Source organism: Desulfosarcina variabilis str. Montpellier, from assembly GCF_048565275.1.
Classification (GTDB): Bacteria; Desulfobacterota; Desulfobacteria; order Desulfobacterales; family Desulfosarcinaceae; genus Desulfosarcina; species Desulfosarcina variabilis.
In genome coordinates this window covers 1,509,376-1,533,714 of the sequence record NZ_CP159846.1, presented here as the reverse complement: position 1 = coordinate 1,533,714, position 24,339 = coordinate 1,509,376, and the positions used below count along the sequence as shown (strand labels likewise).

The 24,339-nt window shown below is 51.0% G+C and carries 17 protein-coding genes; 8 read left to right on the top strand and 9 right to left on the bottom strand.

All coding sequences use genetic code 11. The features are described from left to right. Positions 1–392: 392 nt before the first annotated feature. Positions 393–2,357, bottom strand: coding sequence for a sigma-54-dependent Fis family transcriptional regulator (locus Dvar_RS06750; protein ID WP_419660939.1), 1,965 nt, complete (start codon positions 2,355–2,357; stop codon positions 393–395). A 667-nt stretch (positions 2,358–3,024) separates the two neighbouring features. Here Dvar_RS06750 and Dvar_RS06745 point away from each other — a divergent pair. Next, positions 3,025–7,686: a PAS domain S-box protein gene (locus tag Dvar_RS06745; protein ID WP_419660938.1), complete on the top strand. Its 4,662-nt coding sequence runs from the start codon at positions 3,025–3,027 to the stop codon at positions 7,684–7,686. Next, positions 7,679–8,317, top strand: a complete 639-nt coding sequence (locus Dvar_RS06740; RefSeq protein WP_419660937.1) for a response regulator — start codon at positions 7,679–7,681, stop codon at positions 8,315–8,317. The genes Dvar_RS06745 and Dvar_RS06740 overlap by 8 nt, the downstream gene beginning before the upstream one ends. A 227-nt stretch (positions 8,318–8,544) precedes the next feature. Here Dvar_RS06740 and Dvar_RS06735 read toward each other — a convergent pair whose 3' ends face one another. The 8 genes from Dvar_RS06735 to Dvar_RS06700 form a co-directional block, all read right to left on the bottom strand. Then, positions 8,545–8,784, bottom strand: a complete 240-nt coding sequence (locus Dvar_RS06735; protein WP_419660936.1) for a hypothetical protein — start codon at positions 8,782–8,784, stop codon at positions 8,545–8,547. A 322-nt stretch (positions 8,785–9,106) separates the two neighbouring features. Then, on the bottom strand, positions 9,107–9,484 hold the full coding sequence (locus Dvar_RS06730) for a hypothetical protein (RefSeq protein WP_419660935.1): 378 nt from the start codon (positions 9,482–9,484) through the stop codon (positions 9,107–9,109). A gap of 28 nt (positions 9,485–9,512) precedes the next feature. Then, positions 9,513–10,913, bottom strand: coding sequence for an NAD(P)(+) transhydrogenase (Re/Si-specific) subunit beta (locus Dvar_RS06725; RefSeq protein WP_419660934.1), 1,401 nt, complete (start codon positions 10,911–10,913; stop codon positions 9,513–9,515). Between the two features lie 22 nt (positions 10,914–10,935). After that, positions 10,936–11,208 (bottom strand): NAD(P) transhydrogenase subunit alpha, encoded by a 273-nt coding sequence (locus tag Dvar_RS06720; RefSeq protein WP_419664078.1) that lies wholly within the window; start codon positions 11,206–11,208, stop codon positions 10,936–10,938. A gap of 115 nt (positions 11,209–11,323) precedes the next feature. After that, entirely contained in the window at positions 11,324–12,493 is a 1,170-nt protein-coding gene (locus Dvar_RS06715; protein WP_419660933.1) for an NAD(P) transhydrogenase subunit alpha, read from the bottom strand. Positions 12,494–12,849: 356 nt separating this feature from the next. Next, the gene (locus tag Dvar_RS06710) at positions 12,850–13,284 is read right to left on the bottom strand and encodes a hypothetical protein (RefSeq protein ID WP_419660932.1); all 435 of its coding nucleotides are present in this window, start codon (positions 13,282–13,284) and stop codon (positions 12,850–12,852) included. An 85-nt stretch (positions 13,285–13,369) separates the two neighbouring features. Then, entirely contained in the window at positions 13,370–13,585 is a 216-nt protein-coding gene (locus Dvar_RS06705) for a hypothetical protein (protein ID WP_419660931.1), read from the bottom strand. Positions 13,586–13,842: 257 nt separating this feature from the next. After that, on the bottom strand, positions 13,843–15,288 hold the full coding sequence (locus Dvar_RS06700) for a sigma-54 interaction domain-containing protein (RefSeq protein ID WP_419660930.1): 1,446 nt from the start codon (positions 15,286–15,288) through the stop codon (positions 13,843–13,845). 24 nt (positions 15,289–15,312) lie between these two features. On the opposite strand from Dvar_RS06700, the gene Dvar_RS06695 reads away from it, so the two are divergent. The 6 genes from Dvar_RS06695 to Dvar_RS06670 all read left to right on the top strand — a co-directional run bounded on the left by Dvar_RS06695 (position 15,313) and on the right by Dvar_RS06670 (position 24,227). Continuing rightward, positions 15,313–15,489 (top strand): hypothetical protein, encoded by a 177-nt coding sequence (locus Dvar_RS06695; protein ID WP_419660929.1) that lies wholly within the window; start codon positions 15,313–15,315, stop codon positions 15,487–15,489. 665 nt (positions 15,490–16,154) lie between these two features. Continuing rightward, positions 16,155–16,727, top strand: coding sequence for a hypothetical protein (locus Dvar_RS06690; RefSeq protein WP_419660928.1), 573 nt, complete (start codon positions 16,155–16,157; stop codon positions 16,725–16,727). 35 nt (positions 16,728–16,762) lie between these two features. Beyond that, positions 16,763–18,073, top strand: a complete 1,311-nt coding sequence (gene gdhA, locus Dvar_RS06685; protein ID WP_419664077.1) for an NADP-specific glutamate dehydrogenase — start codon at positions 16,763–16,765, stop codon at positions 18,071–18,073. 94 nt (positions 18,074–18,167) lie between these two features. After that, positions 18,168–20,756: a PEP/pyruvate-binding domain-containing protein gene (locus Dvar_RS06680; RefSeq protein ID WP_419660927.1), complete on the top strand. Its 2,589-nt coding sequence runs from the start codon at positions 18,168–18,170 to the stop codon at positions 20,754–20,756. A 182-nt stretch (positions 20,757–20,938) separates the two neighbouring features. Next, positions 20,939–22,810 (top strand): cache domain-containing protein, encoded by a 1,872-nt coding sequence (locus tag Dvar_RS06675; RefSeq protein WP_419660926.1) that lies wholly within the window; start codon positions 20,939–20,941, stop codon positions 22,808–22,810. Beyond that, positions 22,788–24,227: a sigma-54-dependent transcriptional regulator gene (locus tag Dvar_RS06670; protein WP_419660925.1), complete on the top strand. Its 1,440-nt coding sequence runs from the start codon at positions 22,788–22,790 to the stop codon at positions 24,225–24,227. Before Dvar_RS06675 ends, Dvar_RS06670 begins: the two co-directional genes overlap by 23 nt. Positions 24,228–24,339 lie beyond the last annotated feature (112 nt).

Sequence of the window (24,339 nt, the reverse complement as noted above, 5' to 3'; positions counted from 1 at the left end):
GTTGCATAGCGTTGAGGTATATCTTTTTAGCAAAATGGGGACCATTATTTCAGTGCAATCCCCCAAGACGGCATAACCTTCTTATTTAAAGGATCTTGGAAACAATTCGAGGGGCACTTTGACCCATGCCGGAAGATGTTTTTTTCCATGCATTATGTCATAATGAAAACATTGTTCTCAATTTGGCAATGTTGGTTTTTCAAAATGGACTGACGTGGATAGGTGGATAGGTGGATAGGTGTGATGGGTGATGGGTGATGGGTGATGGGTGATGGGTGATGGGTGATGGGAATGTATCCTATCGATTTATAAATGAGCAACTACTTTACACTTTAACGACCAACCTTGGAAAGCGCTTCTCATCTCAACCTTGAGCGTTGCGGGACACCGTATTATTTTTTGCCGCACCCCTTGGTATTGCGACGGATGCCGTAAATTTTCATCTTGCGATAAAACGTCGTCAGGGGAATATCCAATGCCAGGGCGGCGTGCTTGACATTGCCATGTTTTTCCAAGGCCTCGATCATGGACTTGCGCGTCATGTCATCCAGCGTTGCTTCTGCCGCGGGTTTCTGTTTCGCTTCAGCAGGCCGTTCATCAAAAAGATCATCGCATTCAATGGTATGGCCACTGCAAAAAATGAACGCTCTTTCCATGCAGTTTCTCAGTTCACGAACGTTTCCCGGCCAATCATAACGAACCATTGTATCAAGCGCTGAAGTCTCAACAGCTTGGATCGACCGGCCAAAGCGGCGATTCATCTTCTCGATGAAGTGGTCGACCAGAAGGGGGATATCCGCCGCTCGCTGTCTGAGGCTGGGAATCTTCAATTTGACCACGTTGAGCCGAAAGTAAAGCGGAGCGATAAAGTTCCCATGGGTCATTTCATCTTCGAGATTTTCAGAACTGGCGGCAATAATACGCAGATCAAGCGGGACAGCACGCCGCCCGCCAATCCGGGTCACTTGGCGATCTTCAATGACACGCAGTATCTTCATCTGGGTGGCCTTATCCATGGTATGAATTTCATCCAGAAATAGGGTACCCCCATCGGCCAGTTCGAATTTGCCGGGGCTGCCGTCACGCAGGGCGCCGGTATATGCCCCTTTCTCATACCCAAACAGCTCGCTTTCAATCAACTCACGGGGAAAGGCAGAACAGTTTACCGCCACAAACGGTCCGGCTTGGAAAGGACTCGCCTGGTGGATCGCATGGGCGAACAACTCCTTGCCGGTTCCGGTTTCGCCTTCAAGCAAAATCGTGGATCGCGTGTGGGCGGCTTTTCTCGCCCGGTCCACAATCTGGATCAATCTGGGATGCATGCCGATGATATTCGAGAATGCATAACGGGCGACATGATCGGTTTTAGCGGTTGCTGTGCTTTGTTTTTTTTCCTTTTCCAGTTTCAGCAAAAAGGCCACGTCCAACCCGGCCCGGTTGGCAAGCGGTATGGATTCCATGGAAAACCGCTGACCATCAAGAAACTTGAGAAAAATTTTTCCACCGGAAGGATTCAAAATGGAGGAGATTTTGTTTCTATCCTTAAAAATACGTCCGATATCCCTGCTTCTTATCTTTGCGGGGGACAGCTGCATCATCTCTTGGGCGGCATGGTTAAAATCGATCACCACACCGTGGATATTGACAAGGATGAGAATGCTTCGGGAATAATCAAAGGTAGAACGGTAATAGGAATGGAAAAGCTCCAGCTGCTCCAACCTGTTTTTCAGTGAAAGTTCGAACTGAAGACAATTGGCGGTGTTTAATAGGAGCGGTATAAGATGCTGTAGTTTTTCTCCGTCACGGACAGTCACCGTAAAGTCCAGGCACCCCATCAGGTTCTGTTCAGCGTCGAAGATGGGGGTTGCGATGCAACTGGACCAATGCAGGCTGCGTACGTAATGTTCTTCGGCATAAACACTCGCAAACCGTTTCTCTTCAAGGCAAATTCCCGGGGCGGTTGTGCCGACGATACTCTCTTTTAGACAGCTGCCGACAATATCGGCTTGCAGGTCATCTTCCATTTGCCTGAGAATCTTATCATGGCCGGTTACCGCGAGCACAGTGCCATTGTTATCGCAAAATAAAATGCCAATGGGTGATGAATCAAAATAGGGCTGGATATGGGTATTGTGGGAATCGATCAATTGATGCAGGTCAAGCGTCTCTTCAATTCGTTTGGATCGTGTTTCTTGATCGATACCAATTAAAAAGGGGTCCTTCCGGGGATTCACATTGGCATCCCGGCAACGTTGCCAGGATTGCCGGATGTGAGGCGGCAAATCCGCCACATTGCCCCCATTGATGAACGCATTCCAGATATCGTATGCCTTGGTACGGTGAGCTTTATTCAGCATAGCGCTATTTTTTATTAGGGATAAATATTATGATCGGCGTTCAACATATATTTTTAGCTTTTGTTTGTCAATTCGGAACCCGCCGATACACAGGGTAACTGCATTTGGATCGTTTTGATAATCGAAATCGCTATGGGTATCGCTATCGAGAAAATTTCAGGTCACCTTGCAACCATTTTTACTATCGATCGGTGAAATTCACGCTAAACACCTCCAAAATTGCCATTGCTGTTGAACCGATCCCCAGCTTGAAATATTCAAGTATCTATGCAAACATAAATTCTATCAATTCAAGCCAAAACCGGGTCAATAGAGCGACAATGATGAGCATGAATCACATCACGGATATGGACACCGGAACTCGCAAAATTGCCAAGTTAGGATCGGAGATGAAATCAATTGACCATAATTGCGCCGGGCTTGTGTTCGCCTTCAAGGCGCATCAACGGTTGCATACTCGAAGTATGTGGCCGTTGGTGCAACGCCGAAGACGGGCGCAAGAACAAGCAATTTTGATCAATTTATAAAATTTCCGATCCTTATCTTTTTTCGAAATATTCGAGACCCGGTTGGCGAGCTGACCGTCCATTGCTATCGCAGCCCCCAAAAAAAGGTGATTCGCGATGTTCAAAAAGCAACCGTTATTGTCGTGAGGTGTTGATCTATCATGGCACGCAAAAGGCTCTCCGGCTTCATTTTGCTATGGCTTTTTTTTTCGAGTTTGTGCGTGATTTGCTCCGCCCATGCCACCCCGGCTGAGAACGATCCCAGACTCAGCGTCAAAATCGCCGTCCTTGCCAATTTCCCGCCTCAGTATGCGTTGGATGACAATGGCAAGCCCACCGGCTTTGCCGTTGATGTCATGAATCAGGTGGCCCGCCTTGCCAATCTTGATCCTGACTATGTGGTTTTTCAAAATTGGCCGGACGCCCAGCAGGCCTTACGTTCAGGCGCGGTGGACATCGTCCCCAATATGGGCATCACCGAGCGCAGGCAAGCATTCGCGGACTTCACATCCCCGGTGGAGACCTTCCCGGTTTCCATCTTTATCCGCCAGGCGGAATCCGGCATCAATGGTGCGCAAGACCTTCCCGGGCATAAGGTCGTGGTCGTTGAGGTCAATGTGGGCTACGCCCTTTTAAAAGGCAGGCCTGACATCCAGCTGGTCATCGCCCATAACCCGTCTGAAGCGATCATGTTTTTGCTTTCGGCCCAGGCGGACGCCCTGGTATTTCCCCAACCCGTTATCGATCAACTGGCCCGCAAGTCCGGCATTGAAAACAAGCTGAAAGTCGTCGGCAAGCCATTGAAGGAAATCGTCAGAGGGATTGCCGTTCAAAAGGGGCGCGATGATTTGCTGGGCCGGCTGGACGCAGCGGTAAAGCGATTTGTGGCCACTGAAGCGTATAGCCGCATTTACGTCCGTTGGTATGGAGCGCCAGAGGCCTACTGGACGGTGGGGCGACTATTCAATGCCTTAGGACTGATACTGGGGGTTTTTGCCGTGGGGATGTTTGTCATGCGTCACATCACCCTCTTCCGATTCAACAAAACGCTTAAAAAACGCGTACAGGAACGCACGGCCGAGCTCACGGCCAGCGAGCAGCAGTTCAGGCTTCTGTTCGAAAATGCCTCCTTTGGCATCGCCGTCCATGATCTTGTTTTCGATGAGCAGCAAAAACCGGTGAACTATGTTTTTACCAATGCAAACCCCGCTTTCTACAAGATTCTGGGCTTGGCGCCCGGTAGCGCCCCCGGCCAAATGGCGACCGACCTGTTCGGTGTTCCCGACGCCCCCAATATCGGAGAATTCTCCGCGGTGGCCTTGGGAAATGAACGATTCGAAAAAGAAATTGAATTCGACCCCATGGGTATCATTTTCAAACTGTCGGTTTATTCACACCGCCCCAAAAGCTTTGTCACCGTGTTCGAAGACATTACCGATCGCAAGCGTCTTGAGAAAGACCATCGGAAGACCACACAGCACTTGTTGGCCATCTACAACACGGTACCCGTGGGCATCCTTCTCGTCAAGGACCGGATTGTTCTTGAAGCCAATCCATGTATGACCCAATTGCTGGGATACGAAACCGCAGAAATAATCGGTCAGGAAACACGCCGCTTTTATATTGATGACGAGGAATGGCGACGCATTGGACATGAACTGGATACCGGCCTGGCAACCAGCAATCTTGTATCGATCGATGCCAGAGTACGCCATAAAGACGGCAGCGTAAAATATGCCCTGATGACCTGCTCCCGGCTTTCTGATGAGACCCCGCCGATCATCCTGGCCGCCTTGCAGGACATCACCGATCGAAAGGAGATGGAAGAGGCGCTCAAAGTTAGTGAAGGGCGTTTCCGAGAAATCATTGATTCCTCGCCAATGCCTTTATCGATCAGTAACGATCATGGCAAGATTCTTTACACCAATCCGGCGTTTGTCGATACGCTCGGGTATACATTGGAAGACATCCCCACCATAGATGACTTTTGGCACAAAGGATATCCAGATCCTGCCTATCGGGAGGAAGTCATCCAAAAGTGGTGGCAACGGGTTATCCAATCCGAAAAAGAGTTGTCGCCGTTTGCCCCCATGGAAGTACGCATCTGCGGCAAGGACAGCTCCACCCGCATCATGCTGGCAACGTCGACCCTGCTCAGTGGATTCGCTGAAAAAACAAGGCTTGTCACTCTCTACGACATTACCCAGCTCAAGATTATGTCCCAGCGTTTGAAAACCCTTCTGGCCATGGCCAGCGATGGGATTCACGTTATGGATGAGCAGGGAAATATCGTCGAGTTCAGCGACTCCTTTGCACGCATGCTTGGATATACCGTTGAAGAAACGGCCCGGCTAAACGTTGCCGACTGGGAAGCACAGATACCCCGTGATGAGCTAACATCAACAATCAAAGACGTTTTTAAAACATCCAGCACCTTTGAAACCAAGCATCGTCGCAAGGACGGATCGGTTTTTGAAGCCGAAATCAACGCCAAAAGCATCGTCCTGGATGGTCGCCTCTTGCTGTATGGATCCAGTCGCGACATCAGCGAGCGCAAGGAAATTGAGAAAGCGCTGCGGCAGAGTGAGGCCAAATTCCGCCAACTTTTTCAGGTGGCGGCCATTCCCCTTTGCCATGTAAGACGCGATGGCGTGATTTTGGCGCTCAACAGCAAATTCATTGAGACGTTTGGTTATGACAGGGCCGATATCCCGACCCTGGACGAGTGGCGGGAAAATGCGTATCCCGACCCGGAATATCGAAAATCGGTGATCGATACCTGGGAAGCCGCCTTGCAACAGGCAATGAAAAACCAAACAAACATACAAGCCCAAGAATATCAGGTCACCTGCAAAAACGGTGATGTCCGCAGCGTGCTCATTAGTGGCAGCACCTTTGAGGAGTATTTCCTCGCCACTTTTGTTGATATCACCGAAAGAAAAAATGCTGAAAGAAGCCTTCGGTACTATGAAAAAATTGCTTCAACAGTAGACACCCTGCTCTACCTGGTAGACCGGGATGGAATTTTTCTTCAGGTCAACGATGCGCTGGCCAGAATTCTGGGCAGAAAGCGGGAAGAGATTGTTGGCCAATCCATGGCACAAATCGCTGTTTCCGATAACTATTCGCGGATGAAACCGCAAATCAAACGATGCCTTGCGGGAGAAACCGTTTCCCAAAAAATGTGGATCGATTGGCCGGACGGGACAAAGCGGTTTTTCCACATTATCCGTTACCCGATGTTCGACGACGATGGAACGGTCTATGCGGTTGCCGGCGTAGGCCACGACATGACCGAGACATACCAGGCGAACGAGGCCCTCACAAAGGTCAATAAAGAACTAATACAGGTCAACGAAGCATTACAGTCGGCAAAACAGACAGCCGAATCCGCCAACAGGGCGAAATCCATTTTTCTCTCCAACATAAGCCATGAACTGCGCACGCCGCTGAACGCCATCCTTGGCTACACCCAGATTTTAACAGCGGACAAAAGTTTTGGCGAAAAACAGCAAAGCGGTCTCCAGACGATTCATCAGGCGGGTGAGCATCTTTTGATGATCATCAATGATGTGCTTGACATGTCAAAAATCGAGGCGGGAATGCTGCAATTGGTGCCCACTAAAATTCAGCTGCGGCCGTTTTTTGATAACATCATCGATTTTTTCAAGTACCGGGCCCGGGAAAAGGGGCTTAGCGTTACATTCGAAACCGATCAAACCCTGTCTTTTGTGATTGTTGCCGATGAGCTGCGTCTGCGACAGGTGATTTTCAACCTGTTATCCAATGCCATCAAGTTTACCGCCAAAGGCTACTGCCGGCTGCATGTCGAGGCAAAAAGCGGTCAAGAAAACCGATGCCGGCTGAAAATCGCCGTGGAAGACAGTGGGGTTGGCATACCAAAAGAGCAGCAGGATGAGGTTTTCGATCCATTCAAGCAAGTGGGCGAACGCCTTCAGTACAAAGAGGGATCAGGGCTTGGTCTGGCGATATCCAGGCAGTTGGTCCATCTGATGGGGGGAGAGCTTGCTGTGTCAAGCCCGGTCAACGCCTCACCAGCCAATGGAGCGGGTGTCGGCAGCCGGTTTTCCTTCTCGATTGAAGCACAAGTTGTTGAGACGGGAATCCCCACAGCCCCTTCAAGTGGCAGGAAAATCATCGGATATGAACATACCGGGCAAACGAATCAACCGGTCAAAATCCTCATTGTTGACGACAAAATGTCCAATCGGGCAGTATTGCGCGACACATTGAGGCCACTGGGTTTTGCAACCCAAGAGGCCGAAGATGGAAGTATGGTAACGCAAATCTGCCTGAAAACCCATCCTGATTTGATCCTCATGGATCTGAGAATGCCAAACATAGACGGATTTTCCGCCATGAACCAGCTTAAGCATCATGATGATTTAAAAGATATTCCGGTCGTGGCGGTGACCGCTTCGACCGCTGAGTCCGACATGCTTAAAAAGCGCTGCATCCAGCGTGGATTCAAAGCCTTTATTCTAAAACCGTTTGTAACCTCAGACCTGCTCGAATCAATCGCTGAGTTGCTACCGATTACGCTGATCTATCAGGAAACAGACGAACAGGAACCGCCCACGTTTTCCAAGATAGACATCCCCCATTCCAATGCGCTGGAAAAACTTTCAGCATCACTGGCCAAAGGTGACATCGAAGGCATTCTTGAACAGGCCGAGGCCATTGGTGGGCTGGAAAACGGCAAGTACCAGGATTTCAGCCAAACACTTAGCAGATTGGCAAACGATTTTAAATTTTCAGAGATTGAAACGCTTATTTCTTCAAGAGAGGACGCAGATGACTAAAACCGAGACGTCCATTTTGCTTGTCGATGATCAACCCGGGAACTTGAAGGTCCTGCTCGATCTTCTCAGAGAACAGCAGTTCCACATCTATATTGCTGACAGCGGCGAGCGAGCGTTATCTACCCTTAACAATATCGAACCCGACCTGATCCTGCTGGATGTCATGATGCCCGGTATGAATGGATTTGAAACGTGCAAACGAATAAAGGATAACGAACACTGGGCCGCTATCCCGTTGATATTCATGACGGCCCTTGACGACGTAGAGGATAAGCTGGCCGGATTTGGTGTTGGCGGCGTTGATTATATAACCAAACCCTTCCAACGGGTCGAAGTGCTGGCACGGATCAATACCCATATTAGCCTGCGTAAAAGAGAACAGGAAAAGGAACAGCTGATCATCGAGCTCAAAGATGCGCTTGCCCAGGTGAAGACCTTGAGCGGGCTGCTACCGGTTTGCGCCAAATGCCAAAAAGTCAGGGATGATGAAGGGTACTGGAATCAGCTGGAAACGTATCTTAAAAAGCATACCGATGCGAATGTCACCCATGGCTTATGTCCGGATTGCATGGAGTCGCTTTATCATGGGCAGGATTGGTACGAAAGAGGCAAGAAAAAAGGCAAGTTTTGACATCAACTGTTCTTCATTCCGGCGAAAGCCGGAATGACGGTGTATCACCGATTTAATCGCCGGATGAAGAGTGTCAGCCCTTGTCAGTGAAGTTGATGACACAACTAGTTATCGCTTTTTGGCATAATCAGCGGCATTCAGGCCGGCGACAACCGCTTTGGTCACCTGCCATGGGGGCCCGCAACTATCTCCTGCGGCAAAGATTCCCGGGATAGCGGCGTGACGAATCAGTCCTCGCCAATGCAGGCATCATCATTACAAATCACCTTCCCACCAATTGCCATACTCGTTCCTGGAGATTTTTTGGATTTATGCTTTGTTTTCATCGTATCGGTGTTAGAAGCGTTTTCTGCAGCCGCATCCTTGCCGATGCATGCCTCGTCCTCACAGATGACTTCATTTTGAAGGCTCATTGAAGATTTTGTTTTTGAGAGGCCCGTTTTGTCTTTTTGCGTTTTTTCTTTCATGGTTGCCTCCTATTAGAAAGCTGATACAAGTTGTGAATACCGGCAACAAAAGGCCCGGAATGTTCGGGGTCGATTCATCACGACCTCGATTGATTGGTGTTGATCATATGCCATCCTATCAAACAATGATAGACAAGGAATTGATTTAGGTCAATCCGAAGCCGTTTGGATTTGCAAAGTCGGATCACCGTCTTCAAAATCGAAAGGTGCTATGTGTTCGCTAAGGCCCTGTTTTCGCCAATCTCCTTTGACCTGACACGAAAGTCTCTGGCCATATTTATATTCCATCCATCTTAAATTTTTATAGAAAGCGTCCTGGTTGTCATTTTCTCTGAAAATGTGGATATAGTTTTTTAACACAATCCGGGCAGATCCCATGGCTGAAGGTCGCTTCGGTTCGACTCTGCACATAAATCTCAAGCGGGTGCCAAATGCCTTGCTCATCCTTGATTTTCTTACATGACGCACAAATTGGAATGAATCCGCTGAGGATTTTCTCGTATTTGCGTTGAACATCGCGGAAAAGTTTCGCTTTTTCATTCTCTAAGGCTTGTTGAAGGATTCTTTCATGCGGGATGTCTGCATCCCTGAACAATTTGAATACCCGATACACGCATTGCAGCTCCTTTGTTCGTTCATTCAACGCGTGAACTTCTTTGATATCCAATCGTTTGATTAAATTGGTCTTTTCTTTTCCCATGTCCGAATCCCTTAAAGTTGTTCATTTTTTACAAAGCGCTGACTAGTTGGTGTACCGTTGATTTGGCGTCTCCTGGAAGAAGCAGGGTATTGTTTCTCTCATACAAGGGGTTGTTTACTCCTGAATAGCCGGGCTTTTCATCAAAATTGCAGCACACTACATGCTTTGACTGGTGCACCATTAAAACCGGCATCCCTGATATGGGAGTGCCCTCGACATCGATTGCGGCCGGATTGACGACATCACAAGCCCCGACAACCAAAACCAGATCCGTATCTTTGAATTCGGAATTGATCTCGTCCATTTCGACCAGCATGTCATAATCGACACCGGCTTCGGCCAACAGGACGTTCATGTGTCCCGGCATTCTGCCGGCAACCGGATGAATGGCATATCGGACATTCTTGCCCTTGACGATTAGCTGTTCTGCTAACTTTGCGACTTCCGTCTGCGCTTTGGCCAGGGCCATTCCATAGCCCGGCACAAAGATGATTGTTTGGGCATTTTCCAGCAGATGAACGGCACGATCAAATGGATTGATTGAGCTTGCCGGCGAATTTTCAGATGCTGAAGCGAACAAAGAAGCGGATGCGGTTGATGGATGGGTCTCCAGCGTGTTGTCTGCCTTTGCCGGCACTGGAAATAAAACGCTCAATAGATACCGGTTCATGGCTTTGCACATCAGATACGTAAGGATCGTACCGGATGCCGCTACCGTGGCGCCGAAAACAATCAACAACCGGTTTCCTGAAACCATTCCGCATAGGGCGGCTGCCAATCCGGTCATGGAATTGAGGAAGGAAATCATCACCGGCATATCAGCCCCGCCAACGCGTATCGAGATAAGTACGCCGATGATAAGCGCCAGTGTAATTAAGACCAGATACAGATACCAGGCCGCCTGTTCCGGTACCAAAAACAATGCAACAACGACAACCAGCATGGCGCCGATCGTTATTGCCGAAAGAAAATGATTTGCGGGCAGACTGCGTGGCGCCTGCCTGATCTTATTGGCCAGTCTGGCGCTGGCGACCATGCTGCCGCTGAACGTCAACGCCCCGATGACCAGGCCGATGACACCCGATGTACCCTTGATCGGGTCAACCGTTACGCCACTGCGCATCAGTTCTACGACCGATACCAGCAAGGCGGCCAGGCCACCAGTACCGTTCTGGAGCGCCACCATGGCGGGAATCTGGATCATGTCAATTTTTTTGGCAAGGATATATCCAACGATGGCTCCACACAGGAGCGATATGGAGACGGTGCCGGTATCCATGATTCGATCCCGAAATAACACCAGCACAAATGCCGCCAACAATGCAAACGCCGCCACCAGGTTGCCAAGTTTTGCCTGGTGAGGTTTGCGAAACAGCCATATCCCTGCGAAAAGGATGAGGATCACTATAAAATCTAAAACGGGTATCATCACAACTTAACCGTAAGGGGTTTTATTCATTCCTACTTTTCGCTTTAAACAATTTCAGCATTCTATCCGTGATGGCAAAGCCGCCGATTACATTGAAACTGGCGCAAAGAATAGCGATTGCGCCAAAGCATGTTTCCAGTGGTGTGGTTGGTACCGAGAACAACAAGAGCGCCCCCAAAATGGTAACTGCGGAAACTGCATTGGTCATCGACATCAACGGTGTATGTAGAAGTGACGGGACCCTCGATATGAGAACATACCCGATCAAAAAAGATGCTGAAAACACACCTACCATCAGAATCAAATTGGACATGGGTTTGCCTTTAATCTTGTATAACCGACCAAATCAAAGCATGTATTGAATGCTCTCATTAATGCGCGAACCACTTTGGGTGTGCGCACGGTACCACTCAGTTCAGCAGACTTTCACTCATGGCTTTCAGTGTACCTTCATGATGGATGGCTGACTTGTGGGTAACCATAGATCGTTGAATGATTTCATCACTCAGATTGGGCGCATCCAACCCGTTTTTAAATAAACATTCGACATAATGATATATATTGGTGGCATACAGCCAGCTTGCATGGACCGCCATTCTCCCTGGAATATTCTGGATACCGCAAATATGCACCCCCATGCGTTGGCTGAATTTTCCTGCTTCCGTGATTTCACAATTGCCTCCCTGATCAATGGACACGTCCATGATTATGGACCCGGGTTTCATGTCCGACACCATTTTTTCAGTAACCAGAATGGGCGCGATCTCCCCTGGTACCAGCGCGCTCAGGATAACGACATCGGCGTCCTCAAAATGCGGTGCAATGACCCGTTGCTCAATTTCAAGCCATTCGTTTTCCAGGGCTCTGGCATATCCCCCCTGCCCAACCGCCAATTCCTGGGGGATATCGAACTCAACGATTTTGGCGCCAAGACTTTCCGCTTCAACGCATGCTTCCTTACGAATATCGATCGCCATAACAATACCGCCGAGTCGTTTGGCCGTGGCGATGGCTTGAAGCCCCACCACACCCGTACCAACAATTAAGAATCGAGCTGGCTTGATCGTACCGATTGCCGTTCCGATCATGGGGATGAAGGTCTGCAATTGATTGGCCGCCATGATGACCGACTTATAACCGGTGACCGTGCTCATCGAACTCAGGGCATCCATTGGCTGGGCACGGGGAATGCGCGGGATGCCGTCCATGGTGAGAGCCGTGACATTTTTATCCCGAAGCCGTTTGACGATATCGTGGTTCTCTGGTGCGGCTGGGTGAAGGAAGGTGATCAACATACTTTCATCACGCAACATGTTGACTTCATGCCTGTCAATCCGTTCGTTGAAAACCGGTTGTTTGACTTTGAGGATGATGTCGGATTCAGCGAACAACAGTTCGGGATCGGAGACGATCCTGGCCCCTGCCATCGCGTATTCATCATCCCCCACGGATATGCCATTTCCAGCGGATGTCTCTACGGCGACATCAAAACCCAGCTGGATATATTTGCGCACTGTATCCGGAGTGGCGGCGACTCTTTTCTCTTCGGGTAAAATTTCCCTTGGGATTCCAATCAACATAGGGCACCTCATGCTCCTTTGGCTTGAATTTTTTTTCAGGACAATTCATCAGATGTTGCCCTGATCCATCATGGCGCTATCTGTTCCATCGGCGGATATTCTTTAAATCCAATTGTCTATCCCAAGGCTTGGTGTCTGTCCGAATGAAAGACATTCTCGATAGGTTACATGCTCGTTTGGACAGCAATAATAATATTCTTCACAGTGAACCACATTATTGCCAAAGTCCGGGAACCGGCAATGATGCCTGGCACCGCAATTCATGCACAGTCCCCTGATCTCTTCTGTACTGATGCTTTCATTGGATAATGTATTTTTCATATTCGCCTCCGGGCCGGATTTTTTCTTTCAAGGTTTCAATTTTCAAGCGCATAGGGAGCGAGGATCTTCTCATGAACACGGCTCAACGCGTCGTCGAAAAAAGGAGGGTGTATGGTGTGCATCAATTTCTCGACGACTTTTTTGACTCCCCACACCATTTCATCCGTTTTCTCGGCATGGACATTTTTCAGCAGGTCAATGAGTGCATCACCAGCCATGACCCGGGCATCGTAATAGACATTGTCGTCAGCCAGGATAGACAGGACTTCGGATATCAGCGCTATCGTTGGTGTTTGAATCTCACCGGCGTGTTTGAGCACTTCTTCACGAAGCCGCCAATTGCCTTTAAACCGTAGTACACGGATCAGACCGGGTTGACATTCAGCCAACCGACCGCTGTCTACCAGCTCTTCGAAGCGATCCAGAGCCTCACCCCAATCCACAAGATTTCCAAATGGATCATGTTGCATTTTAAAACTCCTCCCTTACATCAATAGGTTAAGTTGATCATCGATTGGCCGCGTTGTCCCTGATTGACAAAGCTGATACTCGTTGTCAGTCATAGAAGTAGCTCGTATAAACTTTCTTCTGTGCTGCTGAGACTCGTCGGTCTGGAAGTGGCGTCTTTGCATCAACCTTAATCGCAGAAAAAAGGTGTTTTTCGAGAGTTCTCACCTTTCCTTCAGGAGTGACTAATAAGAATTCGTTTTCCCCACCATCATCTAAAACCACGAAGATTTTTCCGGAAGCCTTGTTTCTGACCAGTTCCATCCCTTGTACTCCTTGCAGATGTATTATGAAGTTTCGCTTTTACTGCCTGCATGGTAGAGCAACAGCGGTGCCAACAGGCTAAAATTCAATCAACCCATTGTATTTGAATGGTATTTTAATTTGTGGGGTGGAAAAGCAAGTTTTGTCGATGGGAACGAAGCGCCCGCTTATTTTAGACAGAATTGGCACAACAGCTTGATAAATATTTAAATATTGCAAACGAGCGTTATCGCCCGTATCGGGCGATTTTGGCTCAATTAAGTTTGGGATGTTTTCCGAAAGAGCGCTCTGCGCGATATACCCAGCAACGTGGCAGCCTTGGTCCGATTGCCGCCTGCCTGAGCCAGCGCTTTGGAAATGAGCCGACGTTCTAATTCAAGGGTTGCTTTACGCAAATTCAATTCATCATCTGCGGGCAATGACTCGGCGGTTTGATCGGGAGACAGGAAATCAAGATGGCCAAGGGTGACATACCGTTGCAGGACGTTGCGAAGTTCGCGAACATTGCCCGGCCAGTCATGGGTAATCAGCAAATCCATGATATGGCCGGGGATTCTTGTCAGCCCGGCGGGTGTTTTCATCTGGCGTAGAAAGTGTTCCACCAACAAGGGCAGATCCTGTTTGCGTTTGCGCAGCGGGGGCAATTGAATTTGGATGACCTGGATGCGGTAGTAAAAATCATTGCGCATCAGTCCCTTTCTGACATTGTCATCCAGTGCGGTCTGGGAAGCCGATATGATCCGAAAATCGGCCTTGTGTGACTGTGTCCCACCGACAGCACGATATCCTCCACCCTCAATGGCCCGCAAGAGTGTGGCTTGCATATTGACTGTCAATTCGCTGACTTCATCAAGAAACAAAGTCCCCCCATCGGCCAGGTCAAGATATCCGGGTGCATCGGCGTGAGCGCTGGAAAAAGCCCCCTTGAGATGGCCGAAAAACTCTCGTTCAAAGAGGGATTCCTGGATAGCCCCACAATTCACGGCAACAAATTTCCCGGATTGACGGTCACTGTAATCATGAATGGCACGGGCCACCAGCTCTTTTCCAGACCCGGATTCACCAAAAATGGCGACATTGGCATCCGTGGCCGCAGCCTTTAAAATCAGTTCGTATACCGCCTGCATGGCCGCAGACCGTCCAAGTATATCCCCCAACCGGAACCGCTCCTTCAATGAGGACCGCAATACCCGGTTCTCGCCATCCAACTTCTCTGCCATGCGTTGAGCAGCCAATTGTTGCTCTTTTATTTCAGTGATGTCTTTGAAGGTCGACAATAGTGCCGGCTTGCTCCGGAAAGTGATGGGACTATGACAAACTTGGATCCACAGTCGTTTGTCTGACCGGTTGATCTGGCGAACATCCTCAATTTTTGCATCGATATCGACCTTGCCGATGGATCCGTAGAGCATTGCAATGTCATCGGCATCTCCGATGGACGGGTGATGCACCGCTTGACCAATCATTTCTTCCGCCAAGGCAATGTCAAACAGCTTGCAAAAGGCTGGGTTGACATACTGGAAGCGATGGTCCTGAACCAAGGCGACGCCTTCAGCGACCTGTTCGGTCAGTGCGCGATAGCGTGATTCGCTTTCCTTCAGTGCCTCTTCGGAGCGTTTTAGCCAAAGGACCTTGCTTAGTCGTTCTCCGATGGCCCGCAACAGGCGATCTTCTTCCTCAAGAAACGTTTTTCCGTCGCCCAAGGGTGGTTTTTTAACATAATAAACATGAACGTCACCGACATCATTGCCGTTCAGGATAATTGGCGCACGCTGGTGCAAGCGCGTTTTTTTGAAATTTTTCGATATGTATTCTTGGCGATCAATGCGGATGCACGCACAAGCGTATTCCGGAAACTGCCAAGCAGCCGGGATGAGTTCGACGGCACGTTGCAAGATCCATGATAAGGACACATCCTGGTTTTCGAGAAGGTTTGAAATACCATAAAGGCAATTCAACTCTTTGATTCGTTCGGCTAAAGCATTCGGTGCGCTGGACATCACTATCGACCGGCATGCATCTTTTGCAGCGACCGCTTTGCTTCGCTTTGGAGTGCTGCCTGTTTTTTGTCTGGGGTGACGGACTGTCATCGCTGAAACTGTTATTTTAAAAATTAGGCGCTCCCATAAGGGCAATCGCCCTTGGACCGATTTTTATTTTATATGCCAATCCACACCCCAAATGAAAGCCTTATTTTGGTTGAGCCGCAGGCAGGTCCGATGATCGTCTGCTGCAATTTCACCATCCGTGATCAACTTTTGAACAGCCCACCCCGGGTCCCCTCCAACCGCGGCATCAGGGTCTCTCCGCCTTCGTGTAGGTATTTTCCGGTCATCTCTTTATTGTTGATATTTCACCATTGCAAGCACCGTCGACGGTTGTTGAGTTGAAGTCAGGCCATGCGTAACCGTCTGAAACAAAATGTCAAATTGATTTTATAGCAAAAGTCCAAAAGTCGGCATCGCTTTTGCTTATGAATCGATTTCTCGATCCGGATCAATTACCAACGGCTCGTGAGAAAAAAGGCGCTGGATCGCCTTTCCCACCAATCCAAAACAAGGGGGTACCGATGGATCGTAAGCGGCGTTTCATTGCAGAGCGTATCGATGAAGTCAGCAAAATTTGCGACCGGGAAAATCCCATTTATGAGCAGGTCAGCAACTTCAGCATTGCGCTTTATGTGCTGGGCTATTTGTCAGGCCCGGACGTGTTGTCGGTAAGAGACATGGATTTTGTGGAAGCCGGAACCATTTTAAAAGAGGAATTCGAGCCCATTGCGCGGCAAGACTTCCCACCGCACTACAGTATTTTTAAGTCTACGGACAATTATCTGCTGGTTATCGGCGACCCAGACTTTCCCACCCATTTTGCAGTCGTTACCGATATGCACAGTCCCCAGCCCTATTTTTCCAAATTGGATTTATATGGCAGTGGATTCGACAGCTTGGCTGAATTGGAACGAGAATTTCAGGGTACGGATGGTGTCGGTGAGAAAGATTTTTTTTACTACCGTATGCGACAACCGGCACTGCCGGCCAAAACAACCCCCACGAAAATATACACCCTTGATAACAGTGGGAACTATTCTATTTGGGAATATCAATCACCAACCTATGAAAAGGAGGAGCGGCTGTGTCGGTAATTCAGGATACCATCGCACGGATCAATCAATTGGATATGGAACAGAAGGAGTTTCAGCAGGCTGTCACAGAGGTACTGGAAACCCTGGAACCGACGGCGCAACGTCATCCCGAGTTTGTCAAGGCGGGAATCTATGATAGAATTGTCGAACCCGAGCGGGCCGTCATGTTCCGGGTGCCATGGAAGGAGGACAATGGACAGGTGCATGTCAACCGGGGGTATCGCGTGCAGTTCAACAATGCCATTGGCCCCTTTAAGGGCGGATTGCGTTTTCATCCGTCCGTGAATTTGAGTATCATCAAGTTTCTCGGTTTCGAGCAGGTCTTCAAAAACGCCCTGACGACCCTGCCCATGGGGGGCGGCAAAGGCGGGTCCGATTTCGATCCCAAGGGAAAGTCCGATGACGAAATCATGCGCTTCTGCCAGGCTTTCATGCGCGAGTTGTTCCGCCATATCGGCGCCGAGACCGACGTACCGGCCGGAGATATCGGTGTGGGTGCCCGGGAAATCGGATATCTGTATGGATACTATAAAAAAATCCGCAACGAGCATACCGGTGTGTTGACCGGCAAGGGACTCGAATATGGCGGCAGCCTGATTCGCCCCGAAGCCACCGGGTACGGCACTGCCTATTTCGCCGCCGAAATGCTGGCCACCCGGGGGCTGGATTTCAAGGACAAGGTCGTGGCCATCAGCGGGGCCGGCAATGTGGCCCAGTATGCCGTGGAAAAAGTGACTCAACTCGGGGCGCGGGCCGTTACGGTATGTGATTCCAGCGCGACCGTCGTGGACGAGCAGGGCATCTCCAGCGAGAAGTGCTGTTTTCTCATGGACCTGAAAAACAACCGCCGCGGCCGCATCAAGGAGTACGCCGAAAAATATGACACGCCCTGTTTCGAAGGTGAGAATGTATGGGACGTCATCCGTAAGCAGGGAATCAAGGTGGATATCGCCCTGCCCTGCGCGACCCAGAATGAAATCAGCCGTGAAAATGCCATTGCCCTGGTGGAAAATGGTTGTCGTTGCGTGGCCGAGGGGGCCAACATGCCCTCCACACCCGAGGCAATTAAAATCTTTCAGGAAAGCAACATCCTTTACGGGCCGGGAAAAGCGGCCAATGCCGGCGGCGTGGCCACGTCCGGTCTGGAGATGAGCCAGAACAGCCTCAAGATGTCCTGGACCCGCGAAGAGGTGGACCAGCGCCTTCAGATCATCATGAAAAGCATTCATAAGTCCTGCCTCGATGCTGCCGAGGCCTATGGCCGGAAAGGCGATTATGTGGTCGGTGCCAATACCGCCGGGTTCATGAAGGTAGCCAAGGCCATGATGGCCTATGGGTTAGTCTGATTTTCATCAAAAGCGAATGATGGGCGATCCATTTCGAGGGTCGCCCATCATGTGAGAACCATGGCGTTGCACCTGACGAAGGAACCCTGACCTCATGGCATACTACTCCCATGTCAGCACGGGCTGGAACAGCCTGGACTGCATCATCGATCACCTGCGCCGAGGAGACAATGTGGTATGGCAGGTGGATAATATCGATTCTTATCGCAAGATGGTCTCCAATTTTGTCAACCATGCCATCGCCAACCACGAACGGGTGGTTTACATGCGCTTCGGGCGTCATGGACCGCTTTTGGAACCGCGTCCCAACCTTTGCATTTACACCCTTAACGTGGCGGCGGGTTTCGAATCCTTTTCCTCTGAAGTGCACAGCATCATCACCCGCGAAGGCAAGGATATCTTCTATGTCTTCGACTCCCTGTCCGACCTGCTCTACGAATGGGCCACCGATCTGATGATCGTCAATTTTTTTTTCGTAACCTGCCCCTATCTATATGAATTGAGGACCATCGCCTATTTCGCGATTTTGCGCAACTGTCACTCGTTCAAGGCCATCGCCCGCATCCGCGAAACCACCCAGGTGCTCATCGATATTTACAGCCATCAACGCAAATTGTGCGTCCACCCCATTAAAATCCAGGACCGGTATTCGCCCACCATGTTTTTCCCGCACATCAAGGCGCGCGACCAACTCGTGCCGGTAATCAACAGCGTAGAAGCGACCCAGCTCTTTTCCAATCTGTTAAGGGAAAAAGCCGTTAATGCCCAGCGCATCATGGATTATTGGGACCGTATTTTCATTCAGGCCCAAAAACTGTTGGAATCCGGTGCCACGTCCGCCGAGAAGAAGGACAAAGTCGAACAACTCAGCCGCCTGGTGCTGAGCCGCAATAAGCGTGTGCTGGAAATAATCCGGCGCTTCATGTCTCTCGAGGATTTGTTGCAGATCAAGGAGCGGCTGATCGGTACCGGCTTCATCGGCGGTAAGGCGTTGGGGATGCTCCTGTCACGCAAGATCCTGATGCAGGATCAGGCATTGGACTGGGCGGAAATACTCGAGCACCATGACTCGTTTTATATCGGCTCGGATGTTTTCTATTCCTATATCGTTCAAAACGGCTGGTGGAAGCTTTTCATGGCTCACAAAACCCGGGAGGGTTTTTTTACCAAGGCGGCCGAGCTGAAGGCCAACATTCTGGAAGGCCGCTTCCCCGAAAGCATCCGCGAGCGGTTCCAGCTCATGCTCGAGTACTTTGGCCAGTCTCCGATCATCGTACGCTCCAGCAGCCTCCTGGAAGACGCTTTCGGCAGTGCTTTCGCCGGCAAGTACGATAGCTTTTTCTGCGTCAACCAGGCCTCACCCGACAAGCGCTATGAGAACTTTGAAGAGGCGCTTAAACGAATTTTCGCCAGCACGCTGAACGAAGATGCCCTGGCCTACCGGTTGCAGCGCGGCCTCGATCAGATGGACGAGCAAATGGCGATCCTTGTCCAGCGCGTTTCGGGAGCTTACCACAAAAACTGCTTCTTTCCCGAGCTGGCCGGTGTTGGTCTTTCACACAACCCCTATGTATGGAAGAAAAACATGGACCCTGCCGCAGGCATGCTGCGCCTCGTCATGGGCCTGGGGACAAGGGCGGTCAACCGGGTCGAGAATGATTATCCGCGCATTGTGGCCATGGACGAGCCATCGGTCAAACCACTGGGCGGCCTATGGGACTTGAAAAAATACTCCCAGCACTATGTGGATTATCTCAACCTGGAGGAAAACGAGCTGCAAACCACCGCCCTGCGCGATCTCGTGGCCAAGCAACTGGACATCCACCTGGAATCCATCGGCGTCCGGGATACCGAATCGCGGCACTATGCCGGCGAAGGGGTGCCGCCGGACCAGGATCAGTGGATCTTGACCTTTGATCACTTTTTCACCCATACCCCCTTTATCCGGATCATGGCCGGTATGCTCAAGCGCCTGGAACAGGCCTACGCCACACCGGTGGAGGTGGAATTCACCGTCAACACCAACGCGGCACAGGACATTCAGATCAACCTCTTGCAGTGCCGTCCCTTCCAGACCATTGGCGGGCAAACGAAGGTCGCCATCCCCGAAAAAATTCCCCCGGCAAACATTTTCATCCAAACCGAGGGAAATTTCATGGGAGGCAATGTATCGCTGCCCGTCGGCACGATCATCTGGGTCGATCCGTCCCCGTATGCAAACCTTTCCCTATCCGATAAATACAGCGTGGCCCGGTTGATCGGAAAACTCAACCGCAAGGTGGCCGACCGGCGGACACGGGCCACCATGCTCATGGGGCCGGGCCGATGGGGGACCCAGACGCCCGCCATGGGCGTTCCGGTGACGTTTTCCGAAATCAATCACATCACCGCCCTGGTCGAGATCAGCTACCGGGCTGGCAGCCTGATTCCGGACCTTTCCTTCGGCACCCACTTTTTTCATGACCTGACCGAGGCCAATATTTTTTACGCGGCTGTTTATCCTGAGCGAAGCGATGTCACGTTCCATCCCGAATGGATTGCCCAACAGCCCAATGCCCTGTCCCGAATCGATCCCGAAGCAGTGCGATTCGATCCTGTGGTCAAAGTCATTCACCTGGATGATGGCGAACTGATCCTGCAATCCGATATCCAAACGCAGCAGATGATTTGCTATCGGGTTTGACGGATGATCGAACCGGACATCCCCAGGTTTCCGAAACCGCATCGGCTTGAAATCAATCTTGAGTCCCTGACACTTTTCATTTTTGCATCAAGCATGATAAGGTCCTGGCCTGTCAACGTTAACCTGATATCCGGCGACCTTAATCCAGGGCATCGGTCCGCATCCACAGGAGGCCCGGGGACTTGAGATTCATCAAAACCATCTTCACGCTGAAAGCCAAATTGGTGCTGCTGTTTCTCACCCTGGCCATCGGCCCGCTGATCGTTATCGGCGCCTTTTCCATCGAATCCACCGAAACGCTGATCAAGAGCCTGGTCCTGCGCCAGCTGGAAAGTGTGGCGGCCGACAAGTCCGCGATCCTGGAGCGCTGGCTGGAGGAACGCAAACAGGACCTGCGGGTGATTGCCGGCACCTCGATTCTCAGAACCATGGACCCGTCGGTTATCGCCCCTTACCTGGACATCATCCGCAAACACTATGGGGTGTACAAGCACATGACGGTCGTTTCGGCTGACAACGCGGTGGTCGTGAGCACGTCCGGAATCCATTCAACGGTCGATTTCAGCCGGATGCATCTGGACGCGCAGGACGCACTCTTCCTGTCGAAAATCACCTACCTGGCCCAGGCGCAGGAGTCCATTTTTCATATCGCCGCCCCAGTTCGCGATGAAGCGCGACGGATCGGAACCGTGGTGGGGACGGTAAGCACCAACAGCATCATCAACACCATCTTGCGTGTCGCCCTGGGCAACACCGGTGAATGCTATCTGGTGGACAAGGATGGCCGGTTCCTGGTCCACAAGGAGCCGCATCGCATCCTGTCCGAAAACATTTCCCAATCCGCCAGTTTTAAAAATATCTTCGGCAGTCGTGACCGCACCGAAACCTATCTGGACTACCGCAACATCGAAGTGCTGGGAACCTCACGCAAAGTGGGGGGCACCGACTGGACCATCGTGGTGGAACAGGACCGCGAGGAAGCCTTTCAGAGTGTACAGAAGCTCAAAAACCTGGTTTACCTGACCCTGCTGCTGGCCGCCAGCAGTGCCCTGGTGCTGACCTGGGTCATTTCCTATCACGTGGTGCGCCCCATCCGCCTGCTCAGCCGTTCGGCCCAAGCCCTGGCAACGCCGGGTGCCGTAATCCCTTTTACGCATGAGGACCGTGCAAGCCGCCAGGACGAAATCGGCATCCTGTGCCGGGCGTTTGCGGATATGGCCCTCAAAATCCAGGAGCGCCAACATCGTTTGGAACATCAATTCAATCTCAAGGAAGCCGAATTAAAAAAAACCGACCATACCCTCAAACAGTTCCAGCTGATCGCCGAGCGTTCGGAAAAATTTGCCGCGCTCGGGCGATTAGGCGCTGCCGTGGCCCACGAAATCCGCACCCCACTCACCTCTCTCAAGCTTTTTTTGGAATCGGTCGAGGACGAAATCGAAATTTCTCCGGAATACACCGAAGATTTCACCGTTGCCATGGGGCAGATTGCGCGCATCGAGGCGGCAATCAACCGTCTGCTCGAATTTACCAAACCCAAGGATCTGTTTTTTTCGCTGTTGAATGTCGACCGCCTGGTCACCGATGTGGTATCGATCATCAAACCGCTGGCCAACAAGCAGGAGTGCACCATCGCCATGGACATCCAAAACGATCTGCCCCGCATCAACGCCGACAAGAAGCTGATCGAAGAAGCCCTGATCAATCTTCTGATCAATTCCCTGGAGGCGATGCCGGTGCATGGCCAGATCACGGTATCGGCAACACGGGGCGAAGGGGATACCGACATCCCCATCGGCCCGTGCATCCGCATCGATATTACCGATACGGGCCAGGGCATTGCCGCTGAACACAGCGATCTGATCTTCGATCCGTTCTTCACCACCAAAGCGGCGGGTACGGGACTGGGGCTGCCCATGGTTCTCAACACCATCAACCGCCACGGCGGGGAAATCCAGGTTCGTCGCCGGCAGGCAGGCGGCACCGTTTTTTCACTGTTTTTGCCAATTCCATCCCCAGAGCCGGAAACCTATGGAAAAAATACTACTCATTGACGACGACGACGGCCTGAATCACTTCCTCAATCGCTTTTTCAAACGAAAAGGGTATGCGGTAACCACCTGCCTTACCGGTGAGGCCGCCCTTGAAATCATTGCCGATGAATCCTTCGACCTGATTCTGCTGGACTATAAAATGCCGGGAATCAATGGTCTGGACACATTGAAGGCGATCAAAACCGCCCAGGTGAAAACACCGGTGGTGATCATGACCGCCTATGGCAATACCGATACCGCCATCGAAGCCATGAAACGGGGTGCCTATGATTACTTGAACAAACCGTTTCAGCGGGAAGCGTTGAGCCGTATCGCGGCCGAGGCACTGGTGCTCAATCGTCAGATGAAAGAGGTCGTGTATCTGCCTGACCCGGTGACCCCGCATGGGGCCAGATCACCCGAGGGGTCACTGAAAATTGTCGGTCGCAGCAAAACCATGCAGGCGGTCTATAAAATCATCGGCCAGATCGCCGAAAAGGATGTTTCCGTTTTGATCGGCGGGGAAAGCGGCACGGGCAAGGAACTGGTCGCTCGGGCCATCTATCACCATAGCCGACGCAACGAGGCCCCATTCATGGCCATCAACTGTGCCGCCATTCCCGAACAATTGTTCGAGAGCGAGTTGTTTGGTTACGAACCCGGGGCCTTTACCGGGGCGCAGCAGACCAAACTCGGCAAGATCGAGCGCTGCCATGGCGGCACCTGTTTTCTGGATGAAATCGGCGATATGTCCATGGCCCTGCAGGCCAAACTGCTGCGGGTACTGCAAGAGGGAGAATTCGAGCGGGTCGGCGGGAAGGAGACGCTCAAGGCCGATGCCCGTATAATCGCCGCCACCAACAAGGATCTTGCCCTGGAAGTGCAAAACGGCCGGTTCCGCGAGGATCTATACTGGCGCCTGAAGGTAATCACGATCCAACTGCCGCCCCTGAGGAAACGGATCGAGGACATCCCGGAACTGGTGGACTGCTTCGTGGCACGATTCAGCAGGGAATATGCCAAACCCATTCGCCATGTGGCTGAGGATGTCATGCAGCGGTTTCGGTCCTATGCCTGGCCGGGAAATGTGCGCGAGCTTGAAAATTGTGTCCGGCGGGCCGTGATTCTCTGCGCTGGTGATGTGATTACCCAGGAGCATATCGATTTACTGGACAACCACGAGCCCGATCTAATCGAAGCCACCGATCGTGAGCGTTTAGTCAAACATCTTAAAGACACCATGCAGTCAGTTCTGCCGGAGATCCTGAAGCTTTCCAAAGAGGGGGGGATTCACGCCAACATCATCGAAATCGTGGAAGAGACAATTATTGTCAGTGCCCTGGAGGAATGCGACAACAACCAGGTCAAGGCCGCCAGGTTGCTCGGCATCAGCCGCAATACCTTGCGTCACAGAATAAAAAAATATCTTCGCCAGTGATAATGTCGGAAGAGGCATAGCGTATACCCCCAAATAGAGTCGGCCTGCTTTGAACAACTACGGGTCATCGGCGTTTCCTTAGGCTAACAGTAAAGGCCGATGACCCGCAGTT

Coding starts and splice junctions, on each gene's coding strand:
- Dvar_RS06750 (WP_419660939.1), bottom strand. CDS start 2,357: ATGCTGAATAAAGCTCACCGTACCAAGGCATACGATATCTGGAATGCG.
- Dvar_RS06720 (WP_419664078.1), bottom strand. CDS start 11,208: ATGGTAGGTGTGTTTTCAGCATCTTTTTTGATCGGGTATGTTCTCATA.
- Dvar_RS06670 (WP_419660925.1), top strand. CDS start 22,788: ATGGAAAAAATACTACTCATTGACGACGACGACGGCCTGAATCACTTC.
- Dvar_RS06680 (WP_419660927.1), top strand. CDS start 18,168: ATGGCATACTACTCCCATGTCAGCACGGGCTGGAACAGCCTGGACTGC.
- Dvar_RS06710 (WP_419660932.1), bottom strand. CDS start 13,284: ATGCAACATGATCCATTTGGAAATCTTGTGGATTGGGGTGAGGCTCTG.
- Dvar_RS06730 (WP_419660935.1), bottom strand. CDS start 9,484: ATGGGAAAAGAAAAGACCAATTTAATCAAACGATTGGATATCAAAGAA.
- Dvar_RS06695 (WP_419660929.1), top strand. CDS start 15,313: ATGAACGTCACCGACATCATTGCCGTTCAGGATAATTGGCGCACGCTG.
- Dvar_RS06745 (WP_419660938.1), top strand. CDS start 3,025: ATGGCACGCAAAAGGCTCTCCGGCTTCATTTTGCTATGGCTTTTTTTT.
- Dvar_RS06725 (WP_419660934.1), bottom strand. CDS start 10,913: ATGATACCCGTTTTAGATTTTATAGTGATCCTCATCCTTTTCGCAGGG.
- Dvar_RS06705 (WP_419660931.1), bottom strand. CDS start 13,585: ATGGAACTGGTCAGAAACAAGGCTTCCGGAAAAATCTTCGTGGTTTTA.
- Dvar_RS06715 (WP_419660933.1), bottom strand. CDS start 12,493: ATGTTGATTGGAATCCCAAGGGAAATTTTACCCGAAGAGAAAAGAGTC.
- gdhA (WP_419664077.1), top strand. CDS start 16,763: ATGGAACAGAAGGAGTTTCAGCAGGCTGTCACAGAGGTACTGGAAACC.
- Dvar_RS06740 (WP_419660937.1), top strand. CDS start 7,679: ATGACTAAAACCGAGACGTCCATTTTGCTTGTCGATGATCAACCCGGG.
- Dvar_RS06735 (WP_419660936.1), bottom strand. CDS start 8,784: ATGAAAGAAAAAACGCAAAAAGACAAAACGGGCCTCTCAAAAACAAAA.
- Dvar_RS06690 (WP_419660928.1), top strand. CDS start 16,155: ATGGATCGTAAGCGGCGTTTCATTGCAGAGCGTATCGATGAAGTCAGC.